This is a genomic window from Microbacterium paraoxydans, assembly GCF_020524545.1.
In the GTDB taxonomy this organism is placed as follows: domain Bacteria; phylum Actinomycetota; class Actinomycetes; order Actinomycetales; family Microbacteriaceae; genus Microbacterium; species Microbacterium paraoxydans_C.
Genome location: NZ_JAIVLG010000001.1, coordinates 148,802 through 171,716 on the forward strand (window position 1 = coordinate 148,802; position 22,915 = coordinate 171,716).

Sequence of the window (22,915 nt, forward strand, 5' to 3'; positions counted from 1 at the left end):
ATGACAGCGCTGACCGAAGAGGACTTCCACCGGCTGCGGACGGTGCGTGCGGAGTCGCCGCGGGCGATCCGCGAGACGCTGGCCGGACGACGTCGCCGCGAGATCATCCGCGGCGACGGGCGGCTGTTCATCATCGCGGCCGACCACCCCGCGCGCGGTGCCCTCGCCGTCGGCAGTTCGCCGTATGCGATGGCCGACCGCTATGAGTTGCTCGACCGCCTCGCGATCGCCCTGCGGCACCCGGGTGTGGACGGGGTGCTGGGCACCCCTGACATCATCGACGACCTGGCCGTGCTCGGTCTGCTGGACGACAAGATCGTGGTCGGCTCGATGAACCGCGGTGGCTTGCGCGGGGCGAGCTTCGAGATGGACGACCGCTACACGGGGTACGACGTGCCGGCGATGGTGGATTCGGGGATCGACTTCGCCAAGGCCCTGCTGCGGGTGAACCTCGACGACGACGGGACGGCGCCGACGCTCGCCTCGACGGCGGAAGCGGTCACCGCCGCCGCGCGCGCGGAGCTGCCGATCATGCTCGAACCGTTCCTCAGCCGACGGGTGGACGGCCGGGTCGTGAACGATCTGAGCCCGGACGCCGTGATGCTGTCGATCGCCATCGCCAGCGGCCTCGGCGCGAGCAGCGCCAGCTCCTGGCTGAAGCTGCCGGTGGTGGAAGATATGGAGCGCGTGCTGGCGGCGACGACGATGCCGGTGCTGCTCCTCGGGGGAGATGCGGGCGCCGACCCCGATGACACGTTCTCGTCCTGGGAGGACGCTCTCTCGCTGCCGGGAGTGCGCGGACTCACCGTCGGGCGCACGCTTCTGTACTCGTCCGACATCGACGTCGCGTCCGCCATCGACGTCGCCGCCTCGCTGGTCCACCCGGAGCTCACCGCGTGAACGACTCTTCGCAAAGGACACGTATGACCCCCGCTTCCCCCATCCCCACGATCGGTCACTGGATCGGTGGTGCTGCTCGTGTGTCTGTGAGTGGTCGTACTGCTCCGGTGCATAATCCTGCGACCGGGGTTGTGACGGGGCACGTGGGTCTGGCCGATGATGCGGAGATCGCGGAGGCGATCGCGTCCGCGCGGCGGGGGTTCGAGGTGTGGAGTGGGTGGTCGATCGCGCGGCGGCAGGCGGTGTTGTTCGCGTTCCGTGAGCTTCTGCATTCGCGTAAGGGCGAGTTGGCGGAGATCATCACGGCTGAGCACGGGAAGGTGCGCTCGGATGCGATGGGGGAGATTCTGCGTGGGCAGGAGGTGGTGGAGTTGGCCACGGGGTTCCCGCATCTGATCAAGGGTGCGTATTCGGAGAACGTGTCGACGGGGATCGATGTGTACTCGGTGAAGCAGCCGCTCGGGGTCGTCGGCATCATTTCGCCGTTCAATTTCCCGGCGATGGTGCCGATGTGGTTCTTCCCGATCGCGATCGCCGCGGGCAACGCGGTGGTCCTCAAGCCCAGTGAGAAGGATCCGTCCGCGGCTCTGTGGCTGGCGGCGTTGTGGGCCGAGGCGGGGCTTCCCGAGGGCGTGTTCACGGTTTTGCAGGGTGACAAGCGGGCCGTCGACGGGTTGTTGGAGAGTCCGGATGTCGCGTCCATCTCGTTCGTGGGGTCGACGCCGATCGCGCAGTACATCTATGAGACCGCGTCGCGTAACGGTAAGCGGGTCCAGGCGCTGGGTGGGGCGAAGAATCATATGCTCGTGCTGCCGGACGCCGATCTCGACCTGGTCGCCGACCAGGCGGTGAACGCCGGGTTCGGAGCGGCGGGTGAGCGGTGCATGGCGGTGTCCGTGGTGCTCGCGGTCGATCCCGTGGCGGATGAGTTGATCGAGCGGATCCGGGAGCGCATCGCCCGGTTGCGGATCGGTGACGGGGCCGGTGGTGTGGACGGTGAGCCTGACATGGGGCCGCTGATCACCGCCGAGCACCGGGCGAAGGTGTCGGGGTATGTCGACATCGCCGAGGCTGACGGGGCACGGATCGTGGTCGACGGTCGTGGTCTGATCGTCGACGGGCACGAGGAGGGCTTCTGGTTCGGGCCGACCCTCATCGACGCGATCCCGACCTCCTCACGCGCCTACCAGGAGGAGATCTTCGGCCCGGTGCTGTCGGTCGTTCGGGTGCAGAGCTTCCAGGAAGGCGTGGAGCTGATCAACTCCGGCCGCTTCGGCAACGGCACCGCGATCTTCACGAACGACGGCGGCGCCGCCCGTCGGTTCCAGCACGACGTGCAGGTCGGGATGATCGGCATCAACGTGCCCATCCCCGTCCCCGTCGCGTATCACTCCTTCGGGGGCTGGAAGGCATCGCTGTTCGGCGACGCGAAGGCGTACGGTGTCCATGGCTTCGACTTCTTCACCCGCGAGAAGGCGATCACCAGCCGGTGGCTCGACCCCGCCCTCCACGGCGGCATCGACCTCGGCTTCCCCCAGAACAACTGAGCGTCGGAGGCGTCATGACCGAGCAGGGGCAGTGGTTCCGCCGCCGCGGGACGATCGGCCGCGACGGGTGGGAGAGCGTCGTCGACTCCGAGATGCCCGGATGGGCGCACACGGGCCTCCGCATCGGAGCGCTGGCCGCAGGGGAGAGTCTCGCGCTCGCGGATGTCGGGGTCGAGCAGATCATCGTGCCCCTCGCGGGCTCCTTCACGGTGCGGCACACCGCGCACGGCGCGACCTCGGAGACGATGCTCGCCGGTCGTCGCTCGGTCTTCGACGGGCCGAGCGACGTGCTCTACCTGTCGTCTGCAGCCTCCGCCGTCATCACGGGGATCGGTCGGGTGGCCGTCGCCTCCGCCCCCACCGCGGTCGCCCACCCCACCCGGCACATCCTCGCCGCTGAGACGCCGATCGAGCTCCGGGGAGCCGGCGCCTCCAGCCGGCAGGTGCACAACTTCGGCACGCCGGAGGCGCTCGACGCCGAACGCCTCATCGTCTGCGAGGTCATCACGCCCGCGGGGAACTGGTCGTCGTACCCGCCGCACAAGCACGACGAGAACGTGCCCGGGCAGGAGTCCCGTCTCGAGGAGATCTACTACTTCGAAGCGGCTCCCGCCCGTACCGGTGGCGATCCCGATGCCGTCGAGGCGGCGTTCGGGATGTTCGCGACGTACTCCTCGGTCGCGGGAGAGATCGACATCGCCGAGCGGGTCCGCACCGGAGACATCGCACTGGTCCCCTTCGGATTCCACGGGCCCGCTGTCGCCGCACCGGGCTACGACCTCTACTACCTGAACGTCATGGCCGGGCCGGACCCGGAGCGGGCGTGGCTCATCACCGACGACCCCGCCCATGCCTGGGTGCGCGACAGCTGGAGCGGGCAGGAGATCGATTCCCGGCTTCCCTACCGAGCAGAGGGAGATCTCTGATGCAGACGAAACGGATGACGGTCGGCCAGGCCCTGGTCGAGTTCCTCTCCCGGCAATGGACCGTCGACGGGGACATCCGCGAGCGGACCGTTCCCGGGATGTTCGGCATCTTCGGGCACGGGAACGTCGCCGGTCTCGGTCAGGCCCTGCAGCAGTACAACCTCGAGCAGCCCGAGCTGATGCCGTACCATCAGGCGCGCAACGAGCAGGCGATGGTGCACCAGGCGGTGGGCTTCGCGCGGATGCACCGGCGCAGGGCGACGTTCGCGAGCGCGGCCTCGGTGGGGCCGGGGGCGACGAACATGCTCACCGGCGCGGCCCTCGCGACCACCAACAGGCTTCCGGCACTGCTGCTGCCGAGCGACACCTTCGCCACACGGGTCGCGGATCCCGTCCTGCAGCAGTTGGAGCGTCCGCATGACATCGGGCTCACCGTCAACGACGCCTTCCGTCCGCTGTCGGTGTTCTTCGACCGGGTCCAGCGTCCCGAGCAGCTCTTCTCGATCGCGCTCTCGGCGCTGCGCGTGCTCACCGATCCGGCAGAGACGGGAGCGGTGACGATCGCCCTCCCTGAGGATGTCCAGGCCGAAGTCGTCGACGTCCCTCTCGAGTTCCTCCAGGAGCGCGAGTGGCACATCCGACGCCCGCTTCCCGAACGCGGACCGCTCGAGCGTGCCGTCGCCGCGATCCGCGGCGCGAAGCAGCCGCTCATCGTCGCCGGCGGCGGCGTGATCTATTCGGAAGCGGAGCAGGCACTCCGCGCGTTCGCCGAGGCCACCGGCATCCCGGTCGGCACCACGCAGGCGGGCGGCGGTGCATTGCCCTGGGACCACCCGCAGAATCTCGGCGGGATCGGCGCGACGGGCACCACCGCTGCGAACCGGATCGCCGCCGACGCCGACGTGATCATCGGCATCGGCACGCGCTACAGCGACTTCACCACCGCGTCGCGCACCGCCTTCCAGAATCCGGATGCGGTGTTCGTGAACGTCAACGTCGCCGCTTTCGACGCCTACAAGCACGGCTCGCAGCTCCCGCTCGTCGCCGATGCGCGGGAGGCGCTGGTGGCGCTGCGGGAGGAACTGCCTGGATTCCGGATCGAGAGCGTCCTGAGCACGCGGATCGCCGAGGAGAAGCGACGGTGGGATGCGGTGGTCGACCGAGCCCTCGCGCCCACGGGGGGAGAGCTGCCGGGGCAGCCCGAGATCATCGGCGCCGTCCGCGCAGCCGTCGCCGACGAGGACGTGATCGTCCAGGCGGCCGGCTCGCTCCCTGGCGATCTGCACAAGCTGTGGCGCGTGAGCGATCCGCTCGGATACCACGTCGAGTACGCCTATTCCTGCATGGGGTATGAGATCGCGGGAGGCCTCGGCGTCAAGCGGGGGCTCCTGGCGTCCGGTGACGAGCGTGACGTGGTCGTCATGGTCGGAGACGGTTCGTACCTCATGTTGAGCTCCGAACTCGCGACGGCCGTCGCCGAGGGGATCAAGGTCATCGTCGTCCTCGTCCAGAATCAGGGCTACGCCTCGATCGGGCACCTCTCGGAAACGGTGGGGTCGGAGCGCTTCGGCACGAAGTATCGGAGCTACGACGAGAAGACACGGAGCTTCCAGCACGGTGACGTCCTCCCGGTCGACCTCGCCATGAACGCTCGCAGCTACGGCGTCGACGTGATCGAGATCGCGCGGGGACCCGCAGCGGTCGACGATCTGCGCACCGCGGTCGCCGCCGCGAAGGCCTCGGAACGGGCGACGCTCATCCACATCGACAGCGACCCCATGGTCTACGGTCCGGACGGGGAGGGGTGGTGGGACGTGCCGGTGGCGGCGGTCTCGACCACGGACACCGCGCAGCGCGCCTTCGATGAGTATGTTCGGCAGCGCGCCGCACAGCGTCCCCTACTGGGCTGACAGCGCCGAAGAGCCACGCTCCAGGGTCTTCCCCGTCACCACCGCGTACCCTGGAGGTATGACGGAGAAGCCCCGCACGCGCGAGACGCGAACCCAGGCAGCGCCCGCGTCGTCCCGTTCGGGGGCGGTCCGCGAGACGCGCACGGCACAGGTGCGCCCCCGCACCGAGGGCTGGACGCAGCAGAAGGATGCCGAGGGGCGCCCGCTCCTGCAGTTCGCGAGCCCCAAGCGCGGCAAGCCGCCGGTGCATCTGGCCGACCTCACGCCGGCTGAGCGCACCGAGAAGGTCAAGGAGCTCGGGCTTCCCGGCTTCCGCGCGAAGCAGCTGTCGACGCACTACTTCCGTCACTACACGTCCGACCCCGAGCAGATGACCGATCTCCCGGCCGAGAGCCGTGAGCAGCTCGTCGCCGGGATGCTGCCTCCGCTGCTCACCGAGGTGCGACGTCTCGAGACCGACCGTGGCGACACGATCAAGTTCCTGTGGCGCCTGCACGACGGCGCGCTGGTCGAGTCGGTGCTCATGCGCTACCCCGGCCGCATCACGCTGTGCGTGTCGAGCCAGGCCGGCTGTGGCATGAACTGCCCCTTCTGCGCGACCGGACAGGCGGGTCTGACCCGCAACATGTCGACCGCCGAGATCATCGAGCAGATCGTTCGTGCCAACCGGCTGATCGCGGACGGTGGTCTCGGCGGCAAGAAGGCCGACGATCACAGCCTGGAGCGCGTGTCGAACATCGTCTTCATGGGCATGGGGGAGCCGCTGGCGAACTACAAGCGCGTGATGGATGCGGTCCGGTCGATGGTGGCGCCGCAACCCGACGGGCTGGGCATGAGCGCGCGCGGGATCACGGTGTCGACCGTGGGGCTCGTACCGGCGATCAAGAAGCTCGCCGACGAGAACATCCCGGTGACCTTCGCGCTGTCGCTGCATGCCCCGGACGATCACCTCCGCGACGAGCTCATCCCGGTGAACTCCCGTTGGAAGGTCGACGAGGCGCTCGACGCCGCGTACGAGTACTACGCCAAGACCGGTCGTCGTGTCTCGATCGAGTACGCGCTCATCAAGGACATGAACGACCACGCGTGGCGTGCCGACCTGCTCGCGGAGAAGCTCAATCAGCGCGGACGCGGCTGGGTGCATGTGAACCCCATCCCGCTCAATCCGACGCCCGGCTCGGTCTGGACCTCGTCGGAGATCCCGGTGCAGAACGAGTTCGTCCGGCGACTCAACGACGCGGGCATCCCGACGACTCTCCGCGACACCCGCGGCAAGGAGATCGACGGCGCCTGCGGTCAGCTGGTCGCCACGACCGAGGACGAGGCCGCCTCCGCAGCGATGAGCTGAGGCGTCGCTCCCGTCCGACGACCGTCGCGCGTGCCGAGGTGCTCGGCGCGGTCGAGCCACCGGGCGATCGTCGCCGTGTCGGCATTCTTGACGCCGAGCATGCGATGGACGCGCACGGACCGCACACCGCACAGGCGCAGGGTGTTGCGGGCCACCTGGGTCTGTGCGGGCAGCCCGGTGAACGGCACGGCGAACCACGGGGTGTCGGCGAGCAGGAGCAGTCGACCGCGACGGGCGGGTAGCAGCCCCTCGGGGAGTCCGAGCTTCGTATAGCGGTACTCCTGTTGCGGCAGCAGCGCGCGGTCGAAGAAGCCTTTGAGCTGCGCGGGGACCGATCCCCACCAGAGCGGCGTCGCGACGATGATCGTGTCGGCGTCGTGCAGCGCCTGCTTGGCGTCGGCGAGGTCGGGCTCGAGGGGCATCCGCTCCCGGTAGCCGAAGCGCAGATGAGGGTCGAACTCCAGATCGCGCAGCGCGAGCACGCGGGCGTCTCCGTGGCCTGCCGCGTATCGCTGGGCGAGGGAGGCGGTCAGGGAGCGGGCGTCGGGGTGGCCGTCGATCACGAGAGTGGGCATGCCGGGTTCCTATCTGGACAGTGTCAAGGTGGTGGACACTGTCAAGATAGGAGACAATGTTGCTCATGTCAAGTTCGAAGGACGGCTATCACCACGGCGATCTCGCCCATGCACTGGAGGATGCCGCCATGCAGCTGCTGGAGCGGATGCCCGCGGCGGAGATTAGTCTGCGCGAGGTCGCCCGGGCCGCGAACGTCAGCCACAACGCGCCGTACCATCACTTCTCCGACCGCCTCGGACTGCTCAAGGTGCTCGCGGAGCGCAGCATGGCGGACCTCCTGGCGCAGGTCCGCCGCGATGTCGCGAAGGCGTCGACCCCGCGCTCGGCGCTCACGGACGCCGGTTCCGCCTACATCCGCTTCGCGGTCGAGCATCCGCACGCGTTCGACGCGGTCTACGACCCGACGGTCTGCGTTCCCGGATCCCCGACCGCGACCATGGCGCCGCTGATCGACGGGCTCGAGGCGGTGCTCGCGGAGGGGGTCGCCGCCGCGGGGCTGGACCGGCCGACCGATGTCGTCGCGGTGTGGGGGCTGATCCACGGTCTCGGCACCCTCGCCGCAGCAGGTCACTTCGCCCTCGACGATGCTCTCGCCGCCTACGCTGCCGCCCTCGACCGGCTGCTCCCGGTCGGCTGAGTCACCTTTCGAATCGCGCAACTGGCTCCGGATGAGCCCAGGATCGCGCTATTTGCGCGATTCGAAGCACCGGGGGACTTCCACGTTATCCACAGGTGAGGTTTCGTAGATTGTCGGGATGCCCTATTCCGCCCATCGACCGGGTCGCTACGACTCGCAGGGTCGGATCATCCTCGACAGCGAACCCGACGCCGTCACGGATGACCTCGACTTCCTGCGCGAGTTCGAGCCCACCGGCACCGAAGACGCCGCACGCGAGGTGTCTGTCGCAGCTCCCGCCGAGCCCGCTCCGGTGAAGGCCCCGCGTGCCTCCCGTGTGCCGAAGGAGCGGAAGAAGCGCGTGCCGCGTGCCCGCGGTTCGCGCGCGCGGACGCTGGCGATCCTCGGCGGTGCGGAAGGCGAGATCCTCGACCGCGTCCCCGGTGAGACTCCTCGCTTCGTCCAGATGTTCTTCGTGCTCGCCGGTACCGCGCTCGTCTCCGCGATCTCGATGCTCTTCGCCCTCACCACCGGCGTGCAGGCGGCGCTGTGGCTGGCCGTGCCGCTGGCCATCGTGTGGGCGCTCATCATCTTCAACCTCGACCGCTTCCTCACCTCGACAATGAGCTCGACGAGGAGTGTCTGGCGCCTGATCGGCCTGGCGATCCCGCGAGTGATCATGGCCGCGATCATCGGCTTCGTCGTGGCGGAGCCGCTCGTGCTGCAGATCTTCCACAACGACATCGCCCGCGAGGTGGCATCGACCAACATCACCCAGTCGCAGTCCGATCAGGAGGCGCTCGAGTCGGGGCCGGAGAAGATCGCGCTGGATGCCGCCTCCGCCAGAGTCGCGGAGCTCGAGAACCAGGCGGCGACCGGCATCGTGGCGGGAACCGAGAGTTCTTCCGCGACCGAGGCGGCCGCGCAGGCCACCGTCGATGACGTGACCGAGAAGATGACCGCGCAGCAGACCGTGATCGACCAGGCGCGGGCGCTGTACCAGTGCGAGCTGACCGGCGAAGGCGCCGGCACGGTTCCCGGGTGCACCGGGGTCAACGGCGAGGGGGCGAGCTCGGATGCGGCGAAGGCACAGCTCGCCGAAGCCCAGCAGACGTACGACGCGCTCGCCGCGCAGCTGCGCACCGCCAACGAGGAGCTCGCCGCCGCCGGCACCGCGGCGAAGGAGAACACCTCCTCGTCCGAGGCGCAGAACCGTGAGCAGGCGCAATCGCAGCTGCCGGCCGCCCGCGACACCTATGATCAGGCGCTCGCCGCCTACAACGCACGGGCGGACGCGGTGGCACAGGGCAACGCGGGAGCCGTGGGTCTGCTCAGCCAGATCAGCGGGTTGAACCGGCTGAGCGAGAAGGAGCCCACGATCCTGTGGGCGCACATCCTGATCGCGGCCCTGTTCTTCATGATCGAGTTGCTGCCGGTGCTGGTCAAGGTGCTCACGAGCTACGGCGACCCGAGCCTGTATGAGAAGGCGGCCGCGATCCGTAAACAGGTCGCGCTGGACAGGGTCACCGCCGAGGGCTTCCGCGACCGTGCCGACATCGTCGTGACCACGCCCTCCTCGCCCTCACCTTCGGCGCAGGCGACCTGAGCCCACCGGCTCCCGTTCCCGTCGCAGGTTCGCCCGCTGCGTGGGGCGATGGGCCACCGTCTCCGCCACCGGAGCAGGATATCCGAGCTGCAGGATGTCGGCGATCACGGAGGAGCCGTGCTCCCGCCGGAGCGCGGCGAGGGAACGGATCAGGGCGACGGTGGCCGGAGCCCGTGTCCAGGACTCGCCGCTGAGCGCCGTCTCGATCGCGGCGAGCGGAGGTCGCAGGGCCGGGTCATGCTGGCGGGCGTCGTCGGCGAGCCACACGACGAGGTCATCGATGGTCCAATCGGGCGAGATTGGTCCAAGTTCTTGGCTCAAGCTGGTCAACGGCTTCTCCATTGGTCCAGAATCGGGTCTCATGACCGCGAACGACAGGGCCAATATCCGGCCACTGGATCAGGGATCGGCCCGGGGCGGCGCACCGACGCTCGTGCAGGCCGGTGAGGTGTCGTCGGAGGGTCTCTCCGTCCGACTCGGACGGTGGGCTCAGGGCGAGGGCACACTCGCGACGCGGCTCGCCCGCGGCATCCAGACCCTCATCGCGAGCGGCGAGCTGCGCCCCGGTGACCGGCTACCGGCGGAGCGCGCGCTGGCCGCCGTCAGCTCGGTGTCTCGGGGAACCGTCGTCGCCGCCTACGCGGACCTCGCTGAACAGGGGTTGGTCGAGCGGCGGCAGGGGAGTGGCACGCGGATCGCCGGGTCAACGGCTTCCTCCGTCCCCGCGCAGCGACCGGGCCGCGGGGAAGCGCTCTTCTCGGCGCTCCCCAATGCGATCGACCTCCTGCGCACGGTCCCGCAGATCTCCGAGCTGGGAGTGGACCTCATCCGCGCGCATCAGCCGCGGCTCGACGTCGCCCTGCTGCCCGAGACCGATCCGGCGGGACTGCCTGCACTGCGCGTGTTCATCGCCGACATGTACACCGCAGAGGGCACGCCGACGACGCCGGAGCAGATCCTCGTCACGCACGGTGCGCAGCAGGCCATCAGCCTCGTCGTGAACGCCCTCGTCGGTCCCGGTGACATCGTGCTCGCCGAGGAGATCACGTGGCCGGGCGTGACGGATTCGGTCGGCCTCCGTGGTGGCACCGTGCACGGCATCCCGATGGGGGAGAGCGGGCTCGATGTCGACGCGTTCGAACAGGCTCTCGCCCGGCTGCGGCCCGTGCTCGTCGCGGTGAATCCGCACCACCAGAACCCGACGGGATCCCGTCTGCCGCCCGCTGCACGGCACCGCGTCGCGGAGCTCGCGGCCCAGTACGGCGTGCCCGTCATCGAAGACCGCGTGCTGGCCGGCATCTCCTTCGACGGGGTCGTGCCCCCGACGCTCGCCGCCGAACGCGCCGATGCGCCGATCATCGTCGTCGAGTCGGTGTCGAAGTGGGTGTGGGCGGGTCTGCGGATCGGCTGGTTGCGCGCGGACCCCGTGCTCGTGCGTCGGCTCCGCGGGGCGCGCCAGCTCGCCGACCAGTCCACGAGTGTGCCGGGACAGTTGCTCGCGCTCGATCTGATCGCGCGCGCCGGTGATCTCCGCCGAGCCAACAGCCGCATCCACCAGGAGCGCCTGCGCCTCCTGCAGGCTCTGATGGCCGAGCACCTGCCGGATTGGACGCCCGAGCCGCCGCGCGGGGGCCTGTCGCTGTGGGTTCGTCTGCCCGCGGGGTCGGCGGAGGCGCTCGTCCGGACCGCGGCCACGCACGGCGTCTCGATCGCCGGGAGCGCGGCGTTCGCGGTCGCCGCCTCGCCCGACGATCACATCCGCATCCCCTTCACCGCACCCGACGATGTGCTCGCCGAGGGCATCCGGCGCCTCGGAGCCGCCTGGCGCGAGTATCGGCAGACTCTCGGGTTCGCTTCCTAGGCTGACCCGCATGACACGGACGCGACGCCGGACCCTGTGGATCTCCCTCGCCGGTGTGGCCGCGGTCACGGCATACGCGGCGCTGGCCGCGGTGCAGATCCTCGTTCTCAATCCGCTCGCCGCGGCGCCGGGTCTGACGCTCGACGAGATCCGTCTCGCGATGGCGGACGCGGGGGAGAGCCTCGGTCACGGCGCCGTGTTCTCCGTCCTCGGCATCGGCGTGGTGCTCGCTGTCGCGGTGGCCGTGGCCTCGGTCGTCCGGCGGGCGGATCCCGTGGTTCCCGCGATGACCTTCCTGGCGCTGCTCATGTTCGGCGTGATCGGCTACTTCGTCGCGTCGTTCGGCGCGGGCATGGGGCTCGCCGACACGTTCGGGATCAGCGGAGCGGACTATTCGCCCTGGGCCGGACCGTTGTACGTCGTGAGCGCGCTTTCCGCCGTCGCGATCGTGGTGGGCGGCGTGGTGGCGGTCGCGAGATCACGGCATCCGGCCCGCGCATAGTGGGCTGCCGGTAGCGTTGATCCATGGTCAACTATCGCTATCTCGGCAACAGCGGTCTCAAGGTCTCGGAGATCACCTACGGCAACTGGGTCACCCATGCCTCACAGGTCGGAGACGATGCCGCCGTCAAGACCGTGCACGCTGCGCTGGACGCGGGCATCACCACGTTCGACACCGCCGACACCTACGCCAACACGGCCGCGGAGGTCGTGCTCGGCAAGGCACTGGAGGGGCAGCGCCGCGAGGGTCTCGAGATCTTCACGAAGGTCTACTTCCCGACCGGTCCGAAGGGCCCGAACGACACAGGACTCAGCCGCAAGCACATCTTCGAGTCGATCAACGGCTCGCTGCAGCGCCTCGGCACCGACTACGTCGACCTCTATCAGGCGCACCGCTTCGACTACGAGACCCCGCTGGAGGAGACGTTCCAGGCCTTCGCGGACGTCGTCCGTCAGGGCAAGGCGCTCTACATCGGTGTCTCGGAGTGGACGGCTGAGCAGCTGCGCGAGGGGCACGCGCTCGCGAAGCAGCTCGGGATCCAGCTCATCTCGAACCAGCCGCAGTACTCCATGCTGTGGCGGGTGATCGAGGGCAAGGTCGTCCCGGCGTCCGCAGAGCTCGGGATCTCGCAGATCGTGTGGTCGCCGATGGCGCAGGGGGTGCTCAGCGGCAAATACCTGCCGGGGCAGCCGGTGCCCGAGGGATCGCGTGCGACCGACCCGCACAGCGGCGCCGACTTCATCAAGAGCTTCCTGCAGGACGACATCCTCACCGCGGTCCAGCGTCTGAAGCCGATTGCCGAGCAGGCGGGCCTGTCGATGCCGCAGCTCGCGATCGCGTGGGTGCTGCAGAACCCGAACGTCGCGGCCGCGCTGGTCGGGGCATCCCGTCCTGAGCAGTTGGCGGAGACCGTCAAGGCCTCCGGCGTGAAGCTCGACGCCGACACGCTCGCCGCGATCGACGCCGCGCTGGGCGACACGGTCAACCGCGACGCCGAGAACACCTACTCCGTGTCTCCGAAGTCGCGCCTGGTCTGAGCGCCCGGTCGTCCCGACGCCGAGACCCAGGTCGACACCCCCTTTGCCCGCCGAGGCCCCCTCTGAGTCACATGAATCAGAGGGGGCCTCGGCGGTAGAAGGGGGTGTCGGCCCAGGAGACGGGCTATTCCTTCACGGCACCGGCGGTCAGGCCCTGCACGATCCAGCGGCTCGCGAGCGCGAACATCGCCATGGTCGGCAGGATCGTCAGAACGGCGGCGGCGCTCATCGAGCCCCAGTCGATGTTGAACGTCGAGATGAAGCCGTTCAACGCGGAGGGCACCGTGCGATTCGCATCGGTGTTCATCAGCACGACCGAGAGGAACAGTTCGTTCCAGCAGTTCACGAAGTTGAAGATGAACGCCGCGATGATGCCGGGGGTCATCACCGGGACGAGCACGCGGAACAGGGCTCCGAGGCGGGAGCAGCCGTCGATCATCGCGGCCTCTTCCAGGGCGTCCGGCACGTTCTCGAAGAAGCCTCGCAGCATCACCGTCGAGAACGGGATGCAGATGGCGATGTAGACGAGGATGAGTCCGGGCTTGGTGTCGACCAGTCCGAGGTCGGTCATCATCGAGTACAGCGGACCGAGGGCGATGAAGGCCGGGATCATCTGCGTCAGCAGGAACGCGATCAGGATCGCACCCTTGCCCCGGAACTCGAAGCGCGCCAGCACATAGGCGCTGAGCAGGGCGATGAGAGTCGCCACGGCGCCGCCGACGACCGCGACCAGAGCGGAGTTCCCGAGGAACACCCCGAAGGAGCTCTTCTCGAACAGGCTGGTGAAGTTGTCGAGCGAGGGTTCGCTCGGCCAGTACTCGATCGGGAACCTGTTGATCGTCCCGGGCGACTTGAACGCGGTCAGCGTGATCCAATACAGCGGGAACAGCGTGAGCACGAGCCAGAGCGCGAGACCCACGACGCGCACGACGCCGCCGACCGTGACGCGGGGCCGGGGCCTGGGTGCCGCCGCAGGGTCGGGCACGGTGATGCGGCGGGTCTCGGTGATCGAGGAGCCCGTCCGGACCGAAGAGGTGATGGTCATCGCTGAACCCTCCGCATCGCCATCAGGTAGAACGCGCAGAACACGAACAGGACGGCCATCACGATGAGGCCGATCGCGCTCGCGAAGCCGTAGTTGCCCTGCTGGGTGTAGTTGATCATCCAGGTCGTGATGATGTGCGTCTGGTTGGCTGGCCCGCCGCCTGTCATCGCGTAGATGATGTCGGGGAAGTTGAAGATCCAGATCACGCGCAGCAGGATCGTCAGCAGCAGCGTCATCGAGATGTACGGGATGATGATCGAGAACAGCTGACGCACCTTGCCGGCGCCGTCCAGGCTCGCCGCCTCCAGCATCTCGTCGGGCACCGACTGCAGGGCTGCCAGGATCATGATCGCGAAGAAGGTCACCCCGTACCAGACGTTGGCGACGATCACCGCGAACATCGCGAGCTTCGGATCGGCCAGCCACGGGAGCGGGGCGTCGATCAGCCCCGCCTTCATGAGCAGGTCGTTGACCACCCCGAACTCGGCGTTGAACATCCAGCGGAAGAGCATGCCGATCAGGAAGCCGGACACCGCCCACGGGAAGAACACGAGCGCCTGGTAGACGCCGCGGAAACGGAACTTCTTGCGCAGAGCGAGCGCGATCAGGAATCCGATCACGAGCTGCGGCACGAGCGAGCCGACGACCCACAGCACGGAGTTCCCTGCCACCGTCGGGAACGCAGGGTCACGGAACACCGCGAGGAAGTTGTCGAAGCCGACGAACGGCGTCGAGGTGAGGTCCCACAGGTTCCAGTCGTGGAAGGCCATGCGCGCGCCCTGGAGCATCGGCCAGTAGGTGAACCAGCACACGAAGACGACCGCGGGGGCGAGGAATGCCAGCAGTGTCCATGCCTGGCGTCCTCGGAACGGACGACGTCGGCGTGATGCCGGGGAGGCCCCGACGGCTGCCTGCGGAGACGCAGTGCCGACGGAGCCTCCCTTCTGAGCGGTGCGGGCCACAGGTCAGCCCTTTTCCGCGGCGTACTTCTCGGTCCAGAACGCATCCCACGAGGCCAGCAGGTCGCTGGTCGACATGTTGCCCAGCAGCACGTTCTGCACATCCTGGTCGGACTTCTGGATCCACTCGGTCCACCAGCTGACCCCGCGCGGCTGGCGGACGTTGACGTACGTCTCCGGGTCTTCCGTCATGGTGACATAGCTGGTCCAGGGCCCCGACGAGTAGAAGTCGTCATCCGCTGCGGCCGTGATGATCGGCACCAGGCTGTTGGCCTGGGCGAACTCGGTGGCGGGCTCGGCCGACGAGAGGAACTCGACCAGCTTGACGGCCGCCTCCTGGTTCTCGCTGTTCTCGGCGACGCCCCAGCCGGCCACGGCGAGCGGCTGCGCGGCCTTGCCGGAGGGCCCGACGAGCAGCGGAGCGGTGTCCCACTGGTCGTCGGTGAGCGAGGAGTCCTGCACGGTCGCGATGACCTCGGGGTCCTGCAACAGGAACGCGGTGGTGCCGTTCGTGAAGCCGGCGACCATCTCGGGGTAGCCCCACGAGACGGCGGAGGGCGGGGAGGCCTCCGTGAACAGGTCGAAGTAGTCGTCGACGGCGTCCTGTGCCTCGGGTGCGGCGAAGATCGTCGAGCCGTCCTCCATCAGGAAGGCGTCCTCGGTGTCGAGACCGTCGATCGTGTAGGCCTCGATGGCTGCGACGACGTTGCTGTTCGCGTTCTGGCCGCCGCGGAACGCGTAGCCGTAGATGTTGTTCGAGGGGTCCTGGATCGCGGATGCCTGCTCGAGCAGGTCCTTCCAGCTGTGCGGGGGGCCGTCGAAGCCGGCGTCCTTCACGAGGTCCGTGCGGTAGAACAGCGACAGCCCGTAGAAGCCGTAGGGAACGAAGTAGCTCTTGCCGTCGGCGGCCACCGATGCGGACTGCGCATTGTCGGTCAGCGCGTCCCAGCCGTCCCACTTCTCGAGGTCGGGCCCGAGGTCGTACAGCCAGCCGTTGTTCGCGAAGGGGCCGACGGTGATGTCGCGCACCTCCAGGACGTCGACGCCCTTGCCGGACTGCAGCATCTGCTGGATCTTGGCATCGGCCTGCTCGGTGGGCGGCGAGACCAGGTTGACGGTGATCTTCGGGTTGTCCTTCTCGAACTGGTCGAGGAGACCGCGGATGAGCTCGGTGCGAGCCGGGTTGGTCAGACTCTCGACCATCTGCAGGGTGACCGTGCCGTCGGCCGACGGGCCGGAGCTCGCGGAACAGCCGGTGAGAGCGAGGACGGCGACGGTGCCGATTCCCGCTGCTGTCGTCAAGATCTTGTTCTTCACGAAGTGCCTCTCGGTTGGGGTGGGTGGTGTTGCGGTCGGGTGGACGGTGGACGGGTCAGGGGAGGACGAGGGAACCGGCGCGGTGGATGCCGGCACGGCTCAGGATCTGCGGGACGCAGCGCTCCACGAAGGCCTCGTAGTCGGAGGCCTCGTTGTAGAGGTGCGCGGAGAGCCGGAAGTAGCCGACACCGCGGAAGCTCGTGAAAGCCGTCTCGACACCGACCTCGTCGAGGAGGTCCATGCGCAGGGCATCGGCCTCCTCCCGCGTCGCCCCGAGCCCGAGCGGAAGGCGCACGAGCCGCATCGACGGCACGGGAGAGGGGAGCGGGGTGAGCGGGTCCTCGTCCCCATAAGGGCGCAGGGCTTCCGCGATCAGCTCCGCGCCGGCCTCCGCGATCTCCGCCATCGCGGTGCGGGCGGCGGCCCAACCGAACTCGTCCTCGATGAAGTCGATGGCGGTCGGGGTGGCCAGGTAGGTCGTGGCGTCGATCGTGCCCTGGGTGTCGAAACGGGAAGGGTAGGGTTCGCGCGCGGCCCACGAGTCGATGAGCGGCCAGAGTTCGTCGCGGTCGGGGGCGGACGTGACCAGCAGGGCGGAGCCACGAGGTGCGCACGGCCACTTGTGGAGGTTCCCGAACCACCAGTCACCGCCCGCGACGGCAGCGGCGTCCGCGACGAGCCCTGGGGCGTGGGCACCGTCGACGAGCGTGCGAACGCCGCGCGCGGCCGCAGCGTCCGCGATGCGCCGCGTTGGCAGCATCCGTGCGGTCGGCGACGTGATCTGGTCGACCACGATCAGGCGGGTGCGCGGTGAGAGGTGATCGCTGAAGAGCTGCACGATCTCGTCGTCGGTGGAGAGCAGCGGGAGGGCGACCGTGCGCACGTGTGCGCCGAACCTTCGGGCGAGGCGCTCGGCCCCCATGGTGATGGCGCCGTAGCCCTGATCGGTCACGAGGATCTCGTCACCGGCTTCGAGCTGCAGGGCGTTGTAGACCACGGTCGCCGCGGCGGAGGCGTTGGGGACGAACACGCTGTCCTCCGCCCGGGCGCCCACGAACGGGGCGGTGCGCTCGCGAGCATCCTGCACACGTTCGGCGATACGCGGGAACCACTCGACCGGGCTGAGGTCCGCCCGGCGGCGCAGCGCGTCCTGATGGGCGACCACGGCGGAGGGGACCGCGCCGAAGGATCCGTGGTTGAGGTGGATCACCGCGGGGTCGAGGGGCCAGGCGTCACGGGCGCGCACACCGGAGTTCAGTGTGATCGGTGCGGGGAACAACGGTGCGGGCATCAGTCCTCATCGATGAGTGGGGCGAGTTGTTGCACAACTTTGCCACACGAGAGCGAAAACTGCCACGAAAAGAGGATTATGAAACATAGTTGTCATACGAGTTTCCCGCGACGGGGAGTTCCGCCAGACTTCACGAGGGGTGGGGGAGTGTCAGAGAGGATCACGATGAGCGCACTCGATACGGCGTTGCACGGGTTGCGGGCGCTCATCGCGGACGGTGCGCTGCGGCCCGGCGACCGGCTGCCGAGCGAAGGGGAACTGTGTGAACGGCTCGGTGTCTCCCGCGGGTCGCTCCGCGAGGCGATCCGGATGCTGGCGGCACTCGGTGTGCTCGACACGCGGCACGGGTCCGGGAGCTATGTCAGCGAACTGCGCGCGGCCGACCTGATCGGCAGCCTGTCGCTCACGGTCGGACTGCTGCCGATGGCGGGCGTGCTCGAACTCACCGAGCTGCGCCGGGTGCTCGAACCGCACGCCGCCGCGCTCGCCGCCGCCCGCATCGATGACGAGACCGTGGAGACTCTCGCCCGCGTGCTCGACGACATCGAGGCGACCACCGACTTCGACGTGCAGTCCCGCCTCGACCACGAGTTCCACATGGCGATCTCCGGCGTCGCGGGGAACGAGGCACTGACCAGTCTCATCGACGTGCTGCGCTCGCGCTCCCGGGCGTATCGCATCTCCGATCCCGAGGATGCGGCCGAGCTCAAGATCCACTCGGACGCCGGGCACCGTGCGATCCTGCGTGGCCTGGCGGCGGCGGATCCTGTCGCCGCGAGCGCCGCGGCCTCGGCGCACGTCGCCTACACGGAGTACTGGGTGCGGCGCTACTCCGGCCTCGAGGACTGAGACTGCGTGCCGAAACCCCCTCTGCGCGCCGAAGCCCCCGCGGAATGACGGCGACAGGCGGGGGTGTCGGCGGGGCGCGGGGGTCTCGATTCAGGTGAGGGTGATGTCGACCTGGACCTCGGCGGCCAGGCGTTCGAGGTCGACGCGCAGGGCGTCGAGGTCGACGGCGGCGGGGACCTTCGCCACCACTGATGCTTCGAACAGACGCCCGCCCGCCATCGCGGCATCCCGGGTCTCGGTGGCCAACTCCTCGATGCTCAACGCGTGCGAGCTCAGCACGGTCGAGATCTCCCGCACGATGCCGGGTCGGTCGTTGCCGAGCACCTGGATCTCGATCAGTCGTTCGTCGGCGCCGACGCCGTCCGGTGTCCCGGTGAGCACAGCCAGCGTCAGCAACCCCTGACCCTGCAGGCTGCGCAGCGCCGACTCCAGCTCCGACGCGCGCTCATCGGCGACCGAGACTTCGATCACGCCGGCGAAGGTGCCGGCGAGTTCGGCCAGCGAGCTGTTCTCCCAGTTCCCGCCGTGCGCATCCACGACATCGGCGACGGCGGCGACGAGGCCCGGACGGTCTGCACCCGCGACGGTGAGGATCAGAGTAGTCATGCGGCCAGCGTACGGGGACTTCGGGAGCGGCGCGCACGTACCGAGCGGCCGTGTCCTTCGGGTAGTGTCCCCAGTGAGCCGAGCACGCCAACGAAGGGGGCTGCTGATGCGTGACGCCGAGGAAGACGGGGGCGACACCGCCGATCCCGGGGGCCCGCCGCAGTGGTCGACGACCGAGGAGCGCTGGGCGGCGGTCGAGCTGAACATCCAGATGGCGATCCGTCGCGGCGAGTTCGACGATCTGCCCGGTGCGGGCAAGCCGATCGAGAACCTCGGCCGACCGAACGATCCCGACTGGTGGATCCGGCAGAAGATCGAGCGGGAGAACCTCACGGGTATGGCTCCGCCGGTGTTCCAGCTGCGCACGGAGGACGCGAACCTCCGAGACGTCCTCGACGCGCTCTCTCGGGAAGACGAGGTGCGTCAGCACGTGGAGGACTTCAACTCGCGGATCCGTGCGGCGCGGAGGCAGCTGACGGGCGGGCCCCCTGTCGTCACCCGACTCCGAGACGTGGATGCGGAGGTCGACGAGTGGCGGCGTCGGCGGCGGGAACCCGATGTTCCGACGACGCCGAAGCCGTCGACTCCGCAGGCCTCTCGGCGGCGATGGTGGCGCCGCTCGTGAGGTGAACCTCACTCCACCCAGTCGCCGGTCTCCAGGAAGCCGTCCAGCCGCGCGCGGTGCGCAGCGAGGTCCCACCCCTGCTGCGCCACCCACTCGTCGGAGTAGTACGTGCCGGCGTAGCGGATTCCGCTGTCGCAGATCAGGGTCACGACGCTGCCGGTCTCACCCGCGGCGCGCATCCGGGCGATGAGCTGGAACGCGCCGTAGAGGTTCGTTCCGGTCGACCCGCCCGCCCAGTGCAGGGTTCTCTCGCGCAGCAGGCGGATCGCGGCGATCGAGCCGGCATCGGGGACGCGGATCATCTCGTCGATCACGGTGGGGACGAACGAGGCCTCGACCCGCGGGCGACCGATCCCCTCGATGCGACTCGGCCGTCCGGCGGGCGGGTCCACGGTCCCGGCCCATCCGTCGTAGAAGGCCGAGCCCTCCGGATCGACGACCGCGACCCTGGTGTCATGCCGGCGGTACTTGACGTAGCGTCCGAAGGTCGCGCTCGTGCCGCCGGTGCCTGCGCCCGTGACGATCCACGTGGGAATCGGGTGCCGCTCCTGGGCCAGTTGGCTGAACACGCTCTCGGCGATGTTGTTGTTGCCGCGCCAGTCGGTCGCACGCTCGGCGAACGTGAACTGGTCGAGGTAGTGGCCGGTGCAGTCGGACGCGAGGCGCTGCGCCTCGGCGGACATGTCCTCGGCGCGGTCGACGAAATGGCAGGTGCCGCCGTAGAACTCGATGAGGTCGATCTTCTCCTGAACCGTCGAGCGCGGCACGACCGTGATGAACTTCAGCCCCAGCATCCGGGCGAAGTACGCCTCGGAGACGGCCGTCGATCCGCTCGAGGACTCCACGAGCGTCGTGTCTTCGTGGATGCGTCCGTTGACCAGGCCGTAGAGGATGAGCGAGCGCGCGAGGCGGTGCTTGAGGGAGCCGGTGGGGTGCACCGACTCGTCCTTGAGGTACAGGTCGATGCCCCATTCGGGCGGCAGTGGGAAGAGGTGCAGATGCGTGTCGGCGCTGCGGTTGGCGTCGGCTTCCAGCAGGGCGATCGCGGTGCTGGTCCAGTCGCTCATGCCTCGACACTACCGGGCGTCTCAGCCCACCGTCCCGGCGCGCGAGGCCCCGCCGTCGCCGTCGACGTGCAGCAGGGAGGCCTGCGACTGCTCCTGCCGGAGCTGGAACTCGAAGCGCGAGCGGTCGCCGCGGTGATACGCGACGAAGTACTCGATCGGTGCCCCGTCTGAGCTGCGGCTGATGCTGCGCAGTCGCAGCAGGGCCGAGCCGGCGCTGACGCCCAGGTGCTGCGCCTGCTCGTGCGTCGCCACCGTCGCCTCCGCCGAGCGCACGCCGTGCGTGGCGACGATGTCGTGCTCGGCGAGGAGCCGGTAGAGCGAAGCCTCGGTCAGGTCGGCGCCGAGCGTCACGGCGCCCGTGGCCTCCGGCATCCAGGTCGTCGACAGCGACCACGGCTCGCCGTCGACATGACGCAGACGCTCGAGGACGACGACGGGGGAGTCGACGGGCAGCTCGAGGGCGAGCGCGACCTCTTCGTCTGCGGTGGTCCGCTCGTGCCGCAGGACGTCGCTGTGCACGTGTCCGCCACGGCGCTCCACGTCGTCGTACAGACCCACGAGCGTGTGCACGAGGCTCTCGCTCGTACGAGGACGGGAGACGAACGTGCCCTTGCCCTTCACGCGCTCGACGAGCCCCTCGTGTTCGAGCTGGGCGAGCGCTTGGCGCACCACGGTGCGTGAGATGCCGTACCGTTCGCACAGCCGGTGCTCGCCGGGGAGCGGATCGCCGGGCTGCAGGCCGTCCCGGGCGATGCCGTCGATGATCAGCTGCCGCAGCTGGTCGTACATGGGTGCGGCGGAGTGGCGGTCGATCGCGTCATCGACGGTGACCATCAGTACGCCACCCCCGCGTGCAGGATCACGTTGGCGTAGGGGGTGAACTCCCCGGAGCGCACGAACGCGCGAGCGCCGTGGCTGAGCTTCTTGAACTCGACGTGCGGGATCAGTTCGATCTCGAACCCCATGCCCGCGAACCGCTCGCGCAGTGCGGCCAGCACCTCCGGGCTCTTCTCGGCGACCTCGGCCGAGACCGTCGCTCCCTCCACCACCAGCTCGGCGAGCACGGTGTCGAGGACATCGAGGAAGGCCGGAGCGCCTGGGCGATACGCCAGGTCGATGCGCTCGGAGCCGGGAGGGATGGGCAGCCCGGCGTCGGTGACCACGAGGAGGTCGGTGTGCCCGGTCTCGCTGATCACACGGGAGAGTGCGGGGTTGATGGTGGTGGCCGTCTTGCGCATGTGTGTCCTCGATTCTCCGCAGGTCCGGTTCGGGAATTCAGTTCGCGACGGGCGCGGCCGTGCGGGCGGTCAGGAACGCGTCGACCTCGGCGCGCTGCGGAAGGCTGGGCGATGCGCCCTGCTTCGTGACCGTCAGAGCGCCGGCCGCCGTGGCAAGGCGCACGGCATCTGCGAGGGTGCTGCCGTTCGCGAGCGCCGCACCGAGGTAGCCCGCGTAGGCATCTCCTGCCGCGGTCGTGTCCACCGGCTCCACCGGGAACGGCGGGATCACGGTTGCGCCTTCCGCGGTGACGACACACGATCCCTGGCCCGCGAGGGTGATCACCGCCGCGCCGACCCCCTGCGCGAGGAACCAGCGTCCGGCGCGCTCGGCCGACGCGGCATCCGTCACCTCGATGCCGCTGATCAGCGTCGCCTCGGTCTCGTTGGGGGTGACGATGTCGATGCTCCGCCAGATCTCGGCGTCCAGCTCGGCGGCCGGGGCCGGATCGAGGATCACGGTCATGCCGTGTTCGCGTCCGCGCGCGGTGATGTGCGCGGTGAGCGCGGAGGGAGTCTCGAGCTGGGTGAGCAGCACCGAGGCCGTGGGGGCGAGTGTCGCGAGCGCCTCATCGATCTGCGAGGCGCTCAGCGCGGCGTTGGCGAGCGGCACCATCACGATGTCGTTCTGCGCCGAGGAGTCGACGCGGATGTGCGCGATGCCGGTGGGGCCGGGAACCGTACGCAGGTGCGTGAGGTCGACCCCGGCCGCGGTGAGCCCGTCGACCACGAGGTCGTGGAACAGGTCGTCGCCCACGCAGCCGACGAAGCTCGTGCGCGCGCCCGAGCGCCCGGCCGCGACGGCCTGGTTCGCGCCCTTGCCGCCCAGCATGAGGGTGAACTCGTCTCCCAGGATCGTCTCGCCCCGCGCGGGCAAGCGCCGGGAGAACGTGGTGACGTCGGCGGTGACGCTGCCGACGATGACGACACCGGAACGGTCTTCGGCATGTGCGGGGGTCATCGTGCTCCTGATCTTCCTCGACGGCAGGTGTAGCCGACGCTTTGACAGATCGCGGTGGCTGTCATTACATTAGCCGAATCCCCACCTGT

Annotated in this window: 23 protein-coding genes; 12 read left to right on the top strand and 11 right to left on the bottom strand. The window is 69.0% G+C overall.

Features of this window, described 5'->3' with window-relative positions:
• Genes LC041_RS00715 through rlmN form a run of 5 tightly spaced genes read left to right on the top strand, consistent with a single transcriptional unit; the run spans position 1 to position 6,631 of the window.
• The gene (locus LC041_RS00715; RefSeq protein ID WP_226531053.1) at positions 1-900 is read left to right on the top strand and encodes a Cgl0159 family (beta/alpha)8-fold protein; all 900 of its coding nucleotides are present in this window, start codon (positions 1-3) and stop codon (positions 898-900) included.
• Between the two features lie 23 nt (positions 901-923).
• Positions 924-2,447 (top strand): CoA-acylating methylmalonate-semialdehyde dehydrogenase, encoded by a 1,524-nt coding sequence (locus LC041_RS00720; RefSeq protein ID WP_226531054.1) that lies wholly within the window; start codon positions 924-926, stop codon positions 2,445-2,447.
• Between the two features lie 14 nt (positions 2,448-2,461).
• A complete protein-coding gene (gene iolB / locus LC041_RS00725; protein WP_226531055.1) occupies positions 2,462-3,373 on the top strand; it encodes a 5-deoxy-glucuronate isomerase in 912 nt (303 codons plus the stop codon).
• Positions 3,373-5,283, top strand: a complete 1,911-nt coding sequence (gene iolD, locus LC041_RS00730; RefSeq protein WP_226531056.1) for a 3D-(3,5/4)-trihydroxycyclohexane-1,2-dione acylhydrolase (decyclizing) — start codon at positions 3,373-3,375, stop codon at positions 5,281-5,283. Before iolB ends, iolD begins: the two co-directional genes overlap by 1 nt.
• Before the next feature lie 58 nt (positions 5,284-5,341).
• Positions 5,342-6,631, top strand: coding sequence for a 23S rRNA (adenine(2503)-C(2))-methyltransferase RlmN (gene rlmN, locus LC041_RS00735; RefSeq protein WP_226531057.1), 1,290 nt, complete (start codon positions 5,342-5,344; stop codon positions 6,629-6,631).
• Here rlmN and LC041_RS00740 read toward each other — a convergent pair.
• Positions 6,580-7,206 (bottom strand): NAD(P)H-dependent oxidoreductase, encoded by a 627-nt coding sequence (locus LC041_RS00740; RefSeq protein ID WP_226531058.1) that lies wholly within the window; start codon positions 7,204-7,206, stop codon positions 6,580-6,582. The two genes, rlmN and LC041_RS00740, sit on opposite strands and share 52 nt — an antisense overlap.
• Positions 7,207-7,271: 65 nt before the next feature.
• On the opposite strand from LC041_RS00740, the gene LC041_RS00745 reads away from it, so the two are divergent.
• Both LC041_RS00745 and LC041_RS00750 read left to right on the top strand, forming a co-directional pair.
• Complete coding sequence (locus tag LC041_RS00745) at positions 7,272-7,844, top strand: TetR/AcrR family transcriptional regulator (RefSeq protein ID WP_226531059.1); 573 nt, start codon at positions 7,272-7,274, stop codon at positions 7,842-7,844.
• A gap of 118 nt (positions 7,845-7,962) precedes the next feature.
• A complete protein-coding gene (locus LC041_RS00750) occupies positions 7,963-9,429 on the top strand; it encodes a DUF4407 domain-containing protein (protein WP_226531060.1) in 1,467 nt (488 codons plus the stop codon).
• Here the strand turns inward: LC041_RS00750 and LC041_RS00755 are convergent.
• Positions 9,406-9,750, bottom strand: coding sequence for a hypothetical protein (locus LC041_RS00755; protein WP_226531061.1), 345 nt, complete (start codon positions 9,748-9,750; stop codon positions 9,406-9,408). The two genes, LC041_RS00750 and LC041_RS00755, sit on opposite strands and share 24 nt — an antisense overlap.
• Positions 9,751-9,790: 40 nt before the next feature.
• Here LC041_RS00755 and LC041_RS00760 point away from each other — a divergent pair, with 40 nt between their 5' ends.
• Genes LC041_RS00760 through LC041_RS00770 form a run of 3 tightly spaced genes read left to right on the top strand, consistent with a single transcriptional unit; the run spans position 9,791 to position 12,829 of the window.
• Positions 9,791-11,290 (top strand): aminotransferase-like domain-containing protein, encoded by a 1,500-nt coding sequence (locus tag LC041_RS00760; protein WP_226531062.1) that lies wholly within the window; start codon positions 9,791-9,793, stop codon positions 11,288-11,290.
• Positions 11,291-11,300: 10 nt separating this feature from the next.
• Positions 11,301-11,792 (top strand): hypothetical protein, encoded by a 492-nt coding sequence (locus LC041_RS00765; protein ID WP_226531063.1) that lies wholly within the window; start codon positions 11,301-11,303, stop codon positions 11,790-11,792.
• A gap of 23 nt (positions 11,793-11,815) precedes the next feature.
• Entirely contained in the window at positions 11,816-12,829 is a 1,014-nt protein-coding gene (locus LC041_RS00770) for an aldo/keto reductase family protein (protein WP_226531064.1), read from the top strand.
• Positions 12,830-12,953: 124 nt separating this feature from the next.
• Here LC041_RS00770 and LC041_RS00775 read toward each other — a convergent pair whose 3' ends face one another.
• From LC041_RS00775 to LC041_RS00790, 4 genes are read right to left on the bottom strand one after another with little or no spacing between them, the layout of a single operon-like run.
• Positions 12,954-13,874 carry a carbohydrate ABC transporter permease gene (locus LC041_RS00775; protein ID WP_226531065.1) on the bottom strand — a complete coding sequence of 307 codons (921 nt, stop codon included), beginning with the start codon at positions 13,872-13,874 and terminating at the stop codon, positions 12,954-12,956.
• Complete coding sequence (locus LC041_RS00780) at positions 13,871-14,836, bottom strand: carbohydrate ABC transporter permease (RefSeq protein WP_226531066.1); 966 nt, start codon at positions 14,834-14,836, stop codon at positions 13,871-13,873. The genes LC041_RS00775 and LC041_RS00780 overlap by 4 nt, the downstream gene beginning before the upstream one ends.
• Positions 14,837-14,839: 3 nt before the next feature.
• On the bottom strand, positions 14,840-16,150 hold the full coding sequence (locus tag LC041_RS00785) for an ABC transporter substrate-binding protein (protein ID WP_226531067.1): 1,311 nt from the start codon (positions 16,148-16,150) through the stop codon (positions 14,840-14,842).
• A 55-nt stretch (positions 16,151-16,205) separates the two neighbouring features.
• Positions 16,206-17,441: an aminotransferase class V-fold PLP-dependent enzyme gene (locus LC041_RS00790; RefSeq protein WP_226531068.1), complete on the bottom strand. Its 1,236-nt coding sequence runs from the start codon at positions 17,439-17,441 to the stop codon at positions 16,206-16,208.
• Between the two features lie 165 nt (positions 17,442-17,606).
• Here LC041_RS00790 and LC041_RS00795 point away from each other — a divergent pair, with 165 nt between their 5' ends.
• Entirely contained in the window at positions 17,607-18,290 is a 684-nt protein-coding gene (locus tag LC041_RS00795) for a FadR/GntR family transcriptional regulator (protein WP_226531069.1), read from the top strand.
• Positions 18,291-18,380: 90 nt separating this feature from the next.
• Here the strand turns inward: LC041_RS00795 and LC041_RS00800 are convergent, their stop codons facing one another.
• The gene (locus LC041_RS00800; protein ID WP_226531070.1) at positions 18,381-18,896 is read right to left on the bottom strand and encodes a glycine cleavage system protein R; all 516 of its coding nucleotides are present in this window, start codon (positions 18,894-18,896) and stop codon (positions 18,381-18,383) included.
• Between the two features lie 106 nt (positions 18,897-19,002).
• Between LC041_RS00800 and LC041_RS00805 the strand changes: the two genes are divergently transcribed.
• Positions 19,003-19,521 carry a DnaJ family domain-containing protein gene (locus tag LC041_RS00805; RefSeq protein WP_226531071.1) on the top strand — a complete coding sequence of 173 codons (519 nt, stop codon included), beginning with the start codon at positions 19,003-19,005 and terminating at the stop codon, positions 19,519-19,521.
• An 8-nt stretch (positions 19,522-19,529) separates the two neighbouring features.
• On the opposite strand, the gene LC041_RS00810 is transcribed toward LC041_RS00805, so the two are convergent.
• From LC041_RS00810 to LC041_RS00825, 4 genes are read right to left on the bottom strand one after another with little or no spacing between them, the layout of a single operon-like run.
• On the bottom strand, positions 19,530-20,588 hold the full coding sequence (locus LC041_RS00810; protein ID WP_226531072.1) for a PLP-dependent cysteine synthase family protein: 1,059 nt from the start codon (positions 20,586-20,588) through the stop codon (positions 19,530-19,532).
• Positions 20,589-20,609: 21 nt separating this feature from the next.
• Positions 20,610-21,422: a GntR family transcriptional regulator gene (locus LC041_RS00815; protein WP_226531073.1), complete on the bottom strand. Its 813-nt coding sequence runs from the start codon at positions 21,420-21,422 to the stop codon at positions 20,610-20,612.
• Positions 21,422-21,826, bottom strand: coding sequence for a D-ribose pyranase (rbsD, locus tag LC041_RS00820; RefSeq protein ID WP_226531074.1), 405 nt, complete (start codon positions 21,824-21,826; stop codon positions 21,422-21,424). The genes LC041_RS00815 and rbsD overlap by 1 nt, the downstream gene beginning before the upstream one ends.
• Before the next feature lie 37 nt (positions 21,827-21,863).
• Complete coding sequence (locus LC041_RS00825) at positions 21,864-22,826, bottom strand: ribokinase (RefSeq protein WP_226531075.1); 963 nt, start codon at positions 22,824-22,826, stop codon at positions 21,864-21,866.
• Between the last annotated feature and the right edge of the window lie 89 nt (positions 22,827-22,915).

Excerpts from the sequence above, each read along its gene's own strand:
- LC041_RS00715 (WP_226531053.1), top strand. The coding sequence starts at position 1 with ATGACAGCGCTGACCGAAGAGGACTTCCACCGGCTGCGGACGGTGCGT.
- LC041_RS00720 (WP_226531054.1), top strand. The coding sequence starts at position 924 with ATGACCCCCGCTTCCCCCATCCCCACGATCGGTCACTGGATCGGTGGT.
- iolB (WP_226531055.1), top strand. The coding sequence starts at position 2,462 with ATGACCGAGCAGGGGCAGTGGTTCCGCCGCCGCGGGACGATCGGCCGC.
- iolD (WP_226531056.1), top strand. The coding sequence starts at position 3,373 with ATGCAGACGAAACGGATGACGGTCGGCCAGGCCCTGGTCGAGTTCCTC.
- rlmN (WP_226531057.1), top strand. The coding sequence starts at position 5,342 with ATGACGGAGAAGCCCCGCACGCGCGAGACGCGAACCCAGGCAGCGCCC.
- LC041_RS00740 (WP_226531058.1), bottom strand. The coding sequence starts at position 7,206 with ATGCCCACTCTCGTGATCGACGGCCACCCCGACGCCCGCTCCCTGACC.
- LC041_RS00745 (WP_226531059.1), top strand. The coding sequence starts at position 7,272 with ATGTCAAGTTCGAAGGACGGCTATCACCACGGCGATCTCGCCCATGCA.
- LC041_RS00750 (WP_226531060.1), top strand. The coding sequence starts at position 7,963 with ATGCCCTATTCCGCCCATCGACCGGGTCGCTACGACTCGCAGGGTCGG.
- LC041_RS00760 (WP_226531062.1), top strand. The coding sequence starts at position 9,791 with ATGACCGCGAACGACAGGGCCAATATCCGGCCACTGGATCAGGGATCG.
- LC041_RS00765 (WP_226531063.1), top strand. The coding sequence starts at position 11,301 with ATGACACGGACGCGACGCCGGACCCTGTGGATCTCCCTCGCCGGTGTG.
- LC041_RS00770 (WP_226531064.1), top strand. The coding sequence starts at position 11,816 with ATGGTCAACTATCGCTATCTCGGCAACAGCGGTCTCAAGGTCTCGGAG.
- LC041_RS00775 (WP_226531065.1), bottom strand. The coding sequence starts at position 13,874 with ATGACCATCACCTCTTCGGTCCGGACGGGCTCCTCGATCACCGAGACC.
- LC041_RS00790 (WP_226531068.1), bottom strand. The coding sequence starts at position 17,441 with ATGCCCGCACCGTTGTTCCCCGCACCGATCACACTGAACTCCGGTGTG.
- LC041_RS00795 (WP_226531069.1), top strand. The coding sequence starts at position 17,607 with ATGAGCGCACTCGATACGGCGTTGCACGGGTTGCGGGCGCTCATCGCG.
- LC041_RS00800 (WP_226531070.1), bottom strand. The coding sequence starts at position 18,896 with ATGACTACTCTGATCCTCACCGTCGCGGGTGCAGACCGTCCGGGCCTC.
- LC041_RS00805 (WP_226531071.1), top strand. The coding sequence starts at position 19,003 with ATGCGTGACGCCGAGGAAGACGGGGGCGACACCGCCGATCCCGGGGGC.
- LC041_RS00810 (WP_226531072.1), bottom strand. The coding sequence starts at position 20,588 with ATGAGCGACTGGACCAGCACCGCGATCGCCCTGCTGGAAGCCGACGCC.
- LC041_RS00815 (WP_226531073.1), bottom strand. The coding sequence starts at position 21,422 with ATGGTCACCGTCGATGACGCGATCGACCGCCACTCCGCCGCACCCATG.
- rbsD (WP_226531074.1), bottom strand. The coding sequence starts at position 21,826 with ATGCGCAAGACGGCCACCACCATCAACCCCGCACTCTCCCGTGTGATC.
- LC041_RS00825 (WP_226531075.1), bottom strand. The coding sequence starts at position 22,826 with ATGACCCCCGCACATGCCGAAGACCGTTCCGGTGTCGTCATCGTCGGC.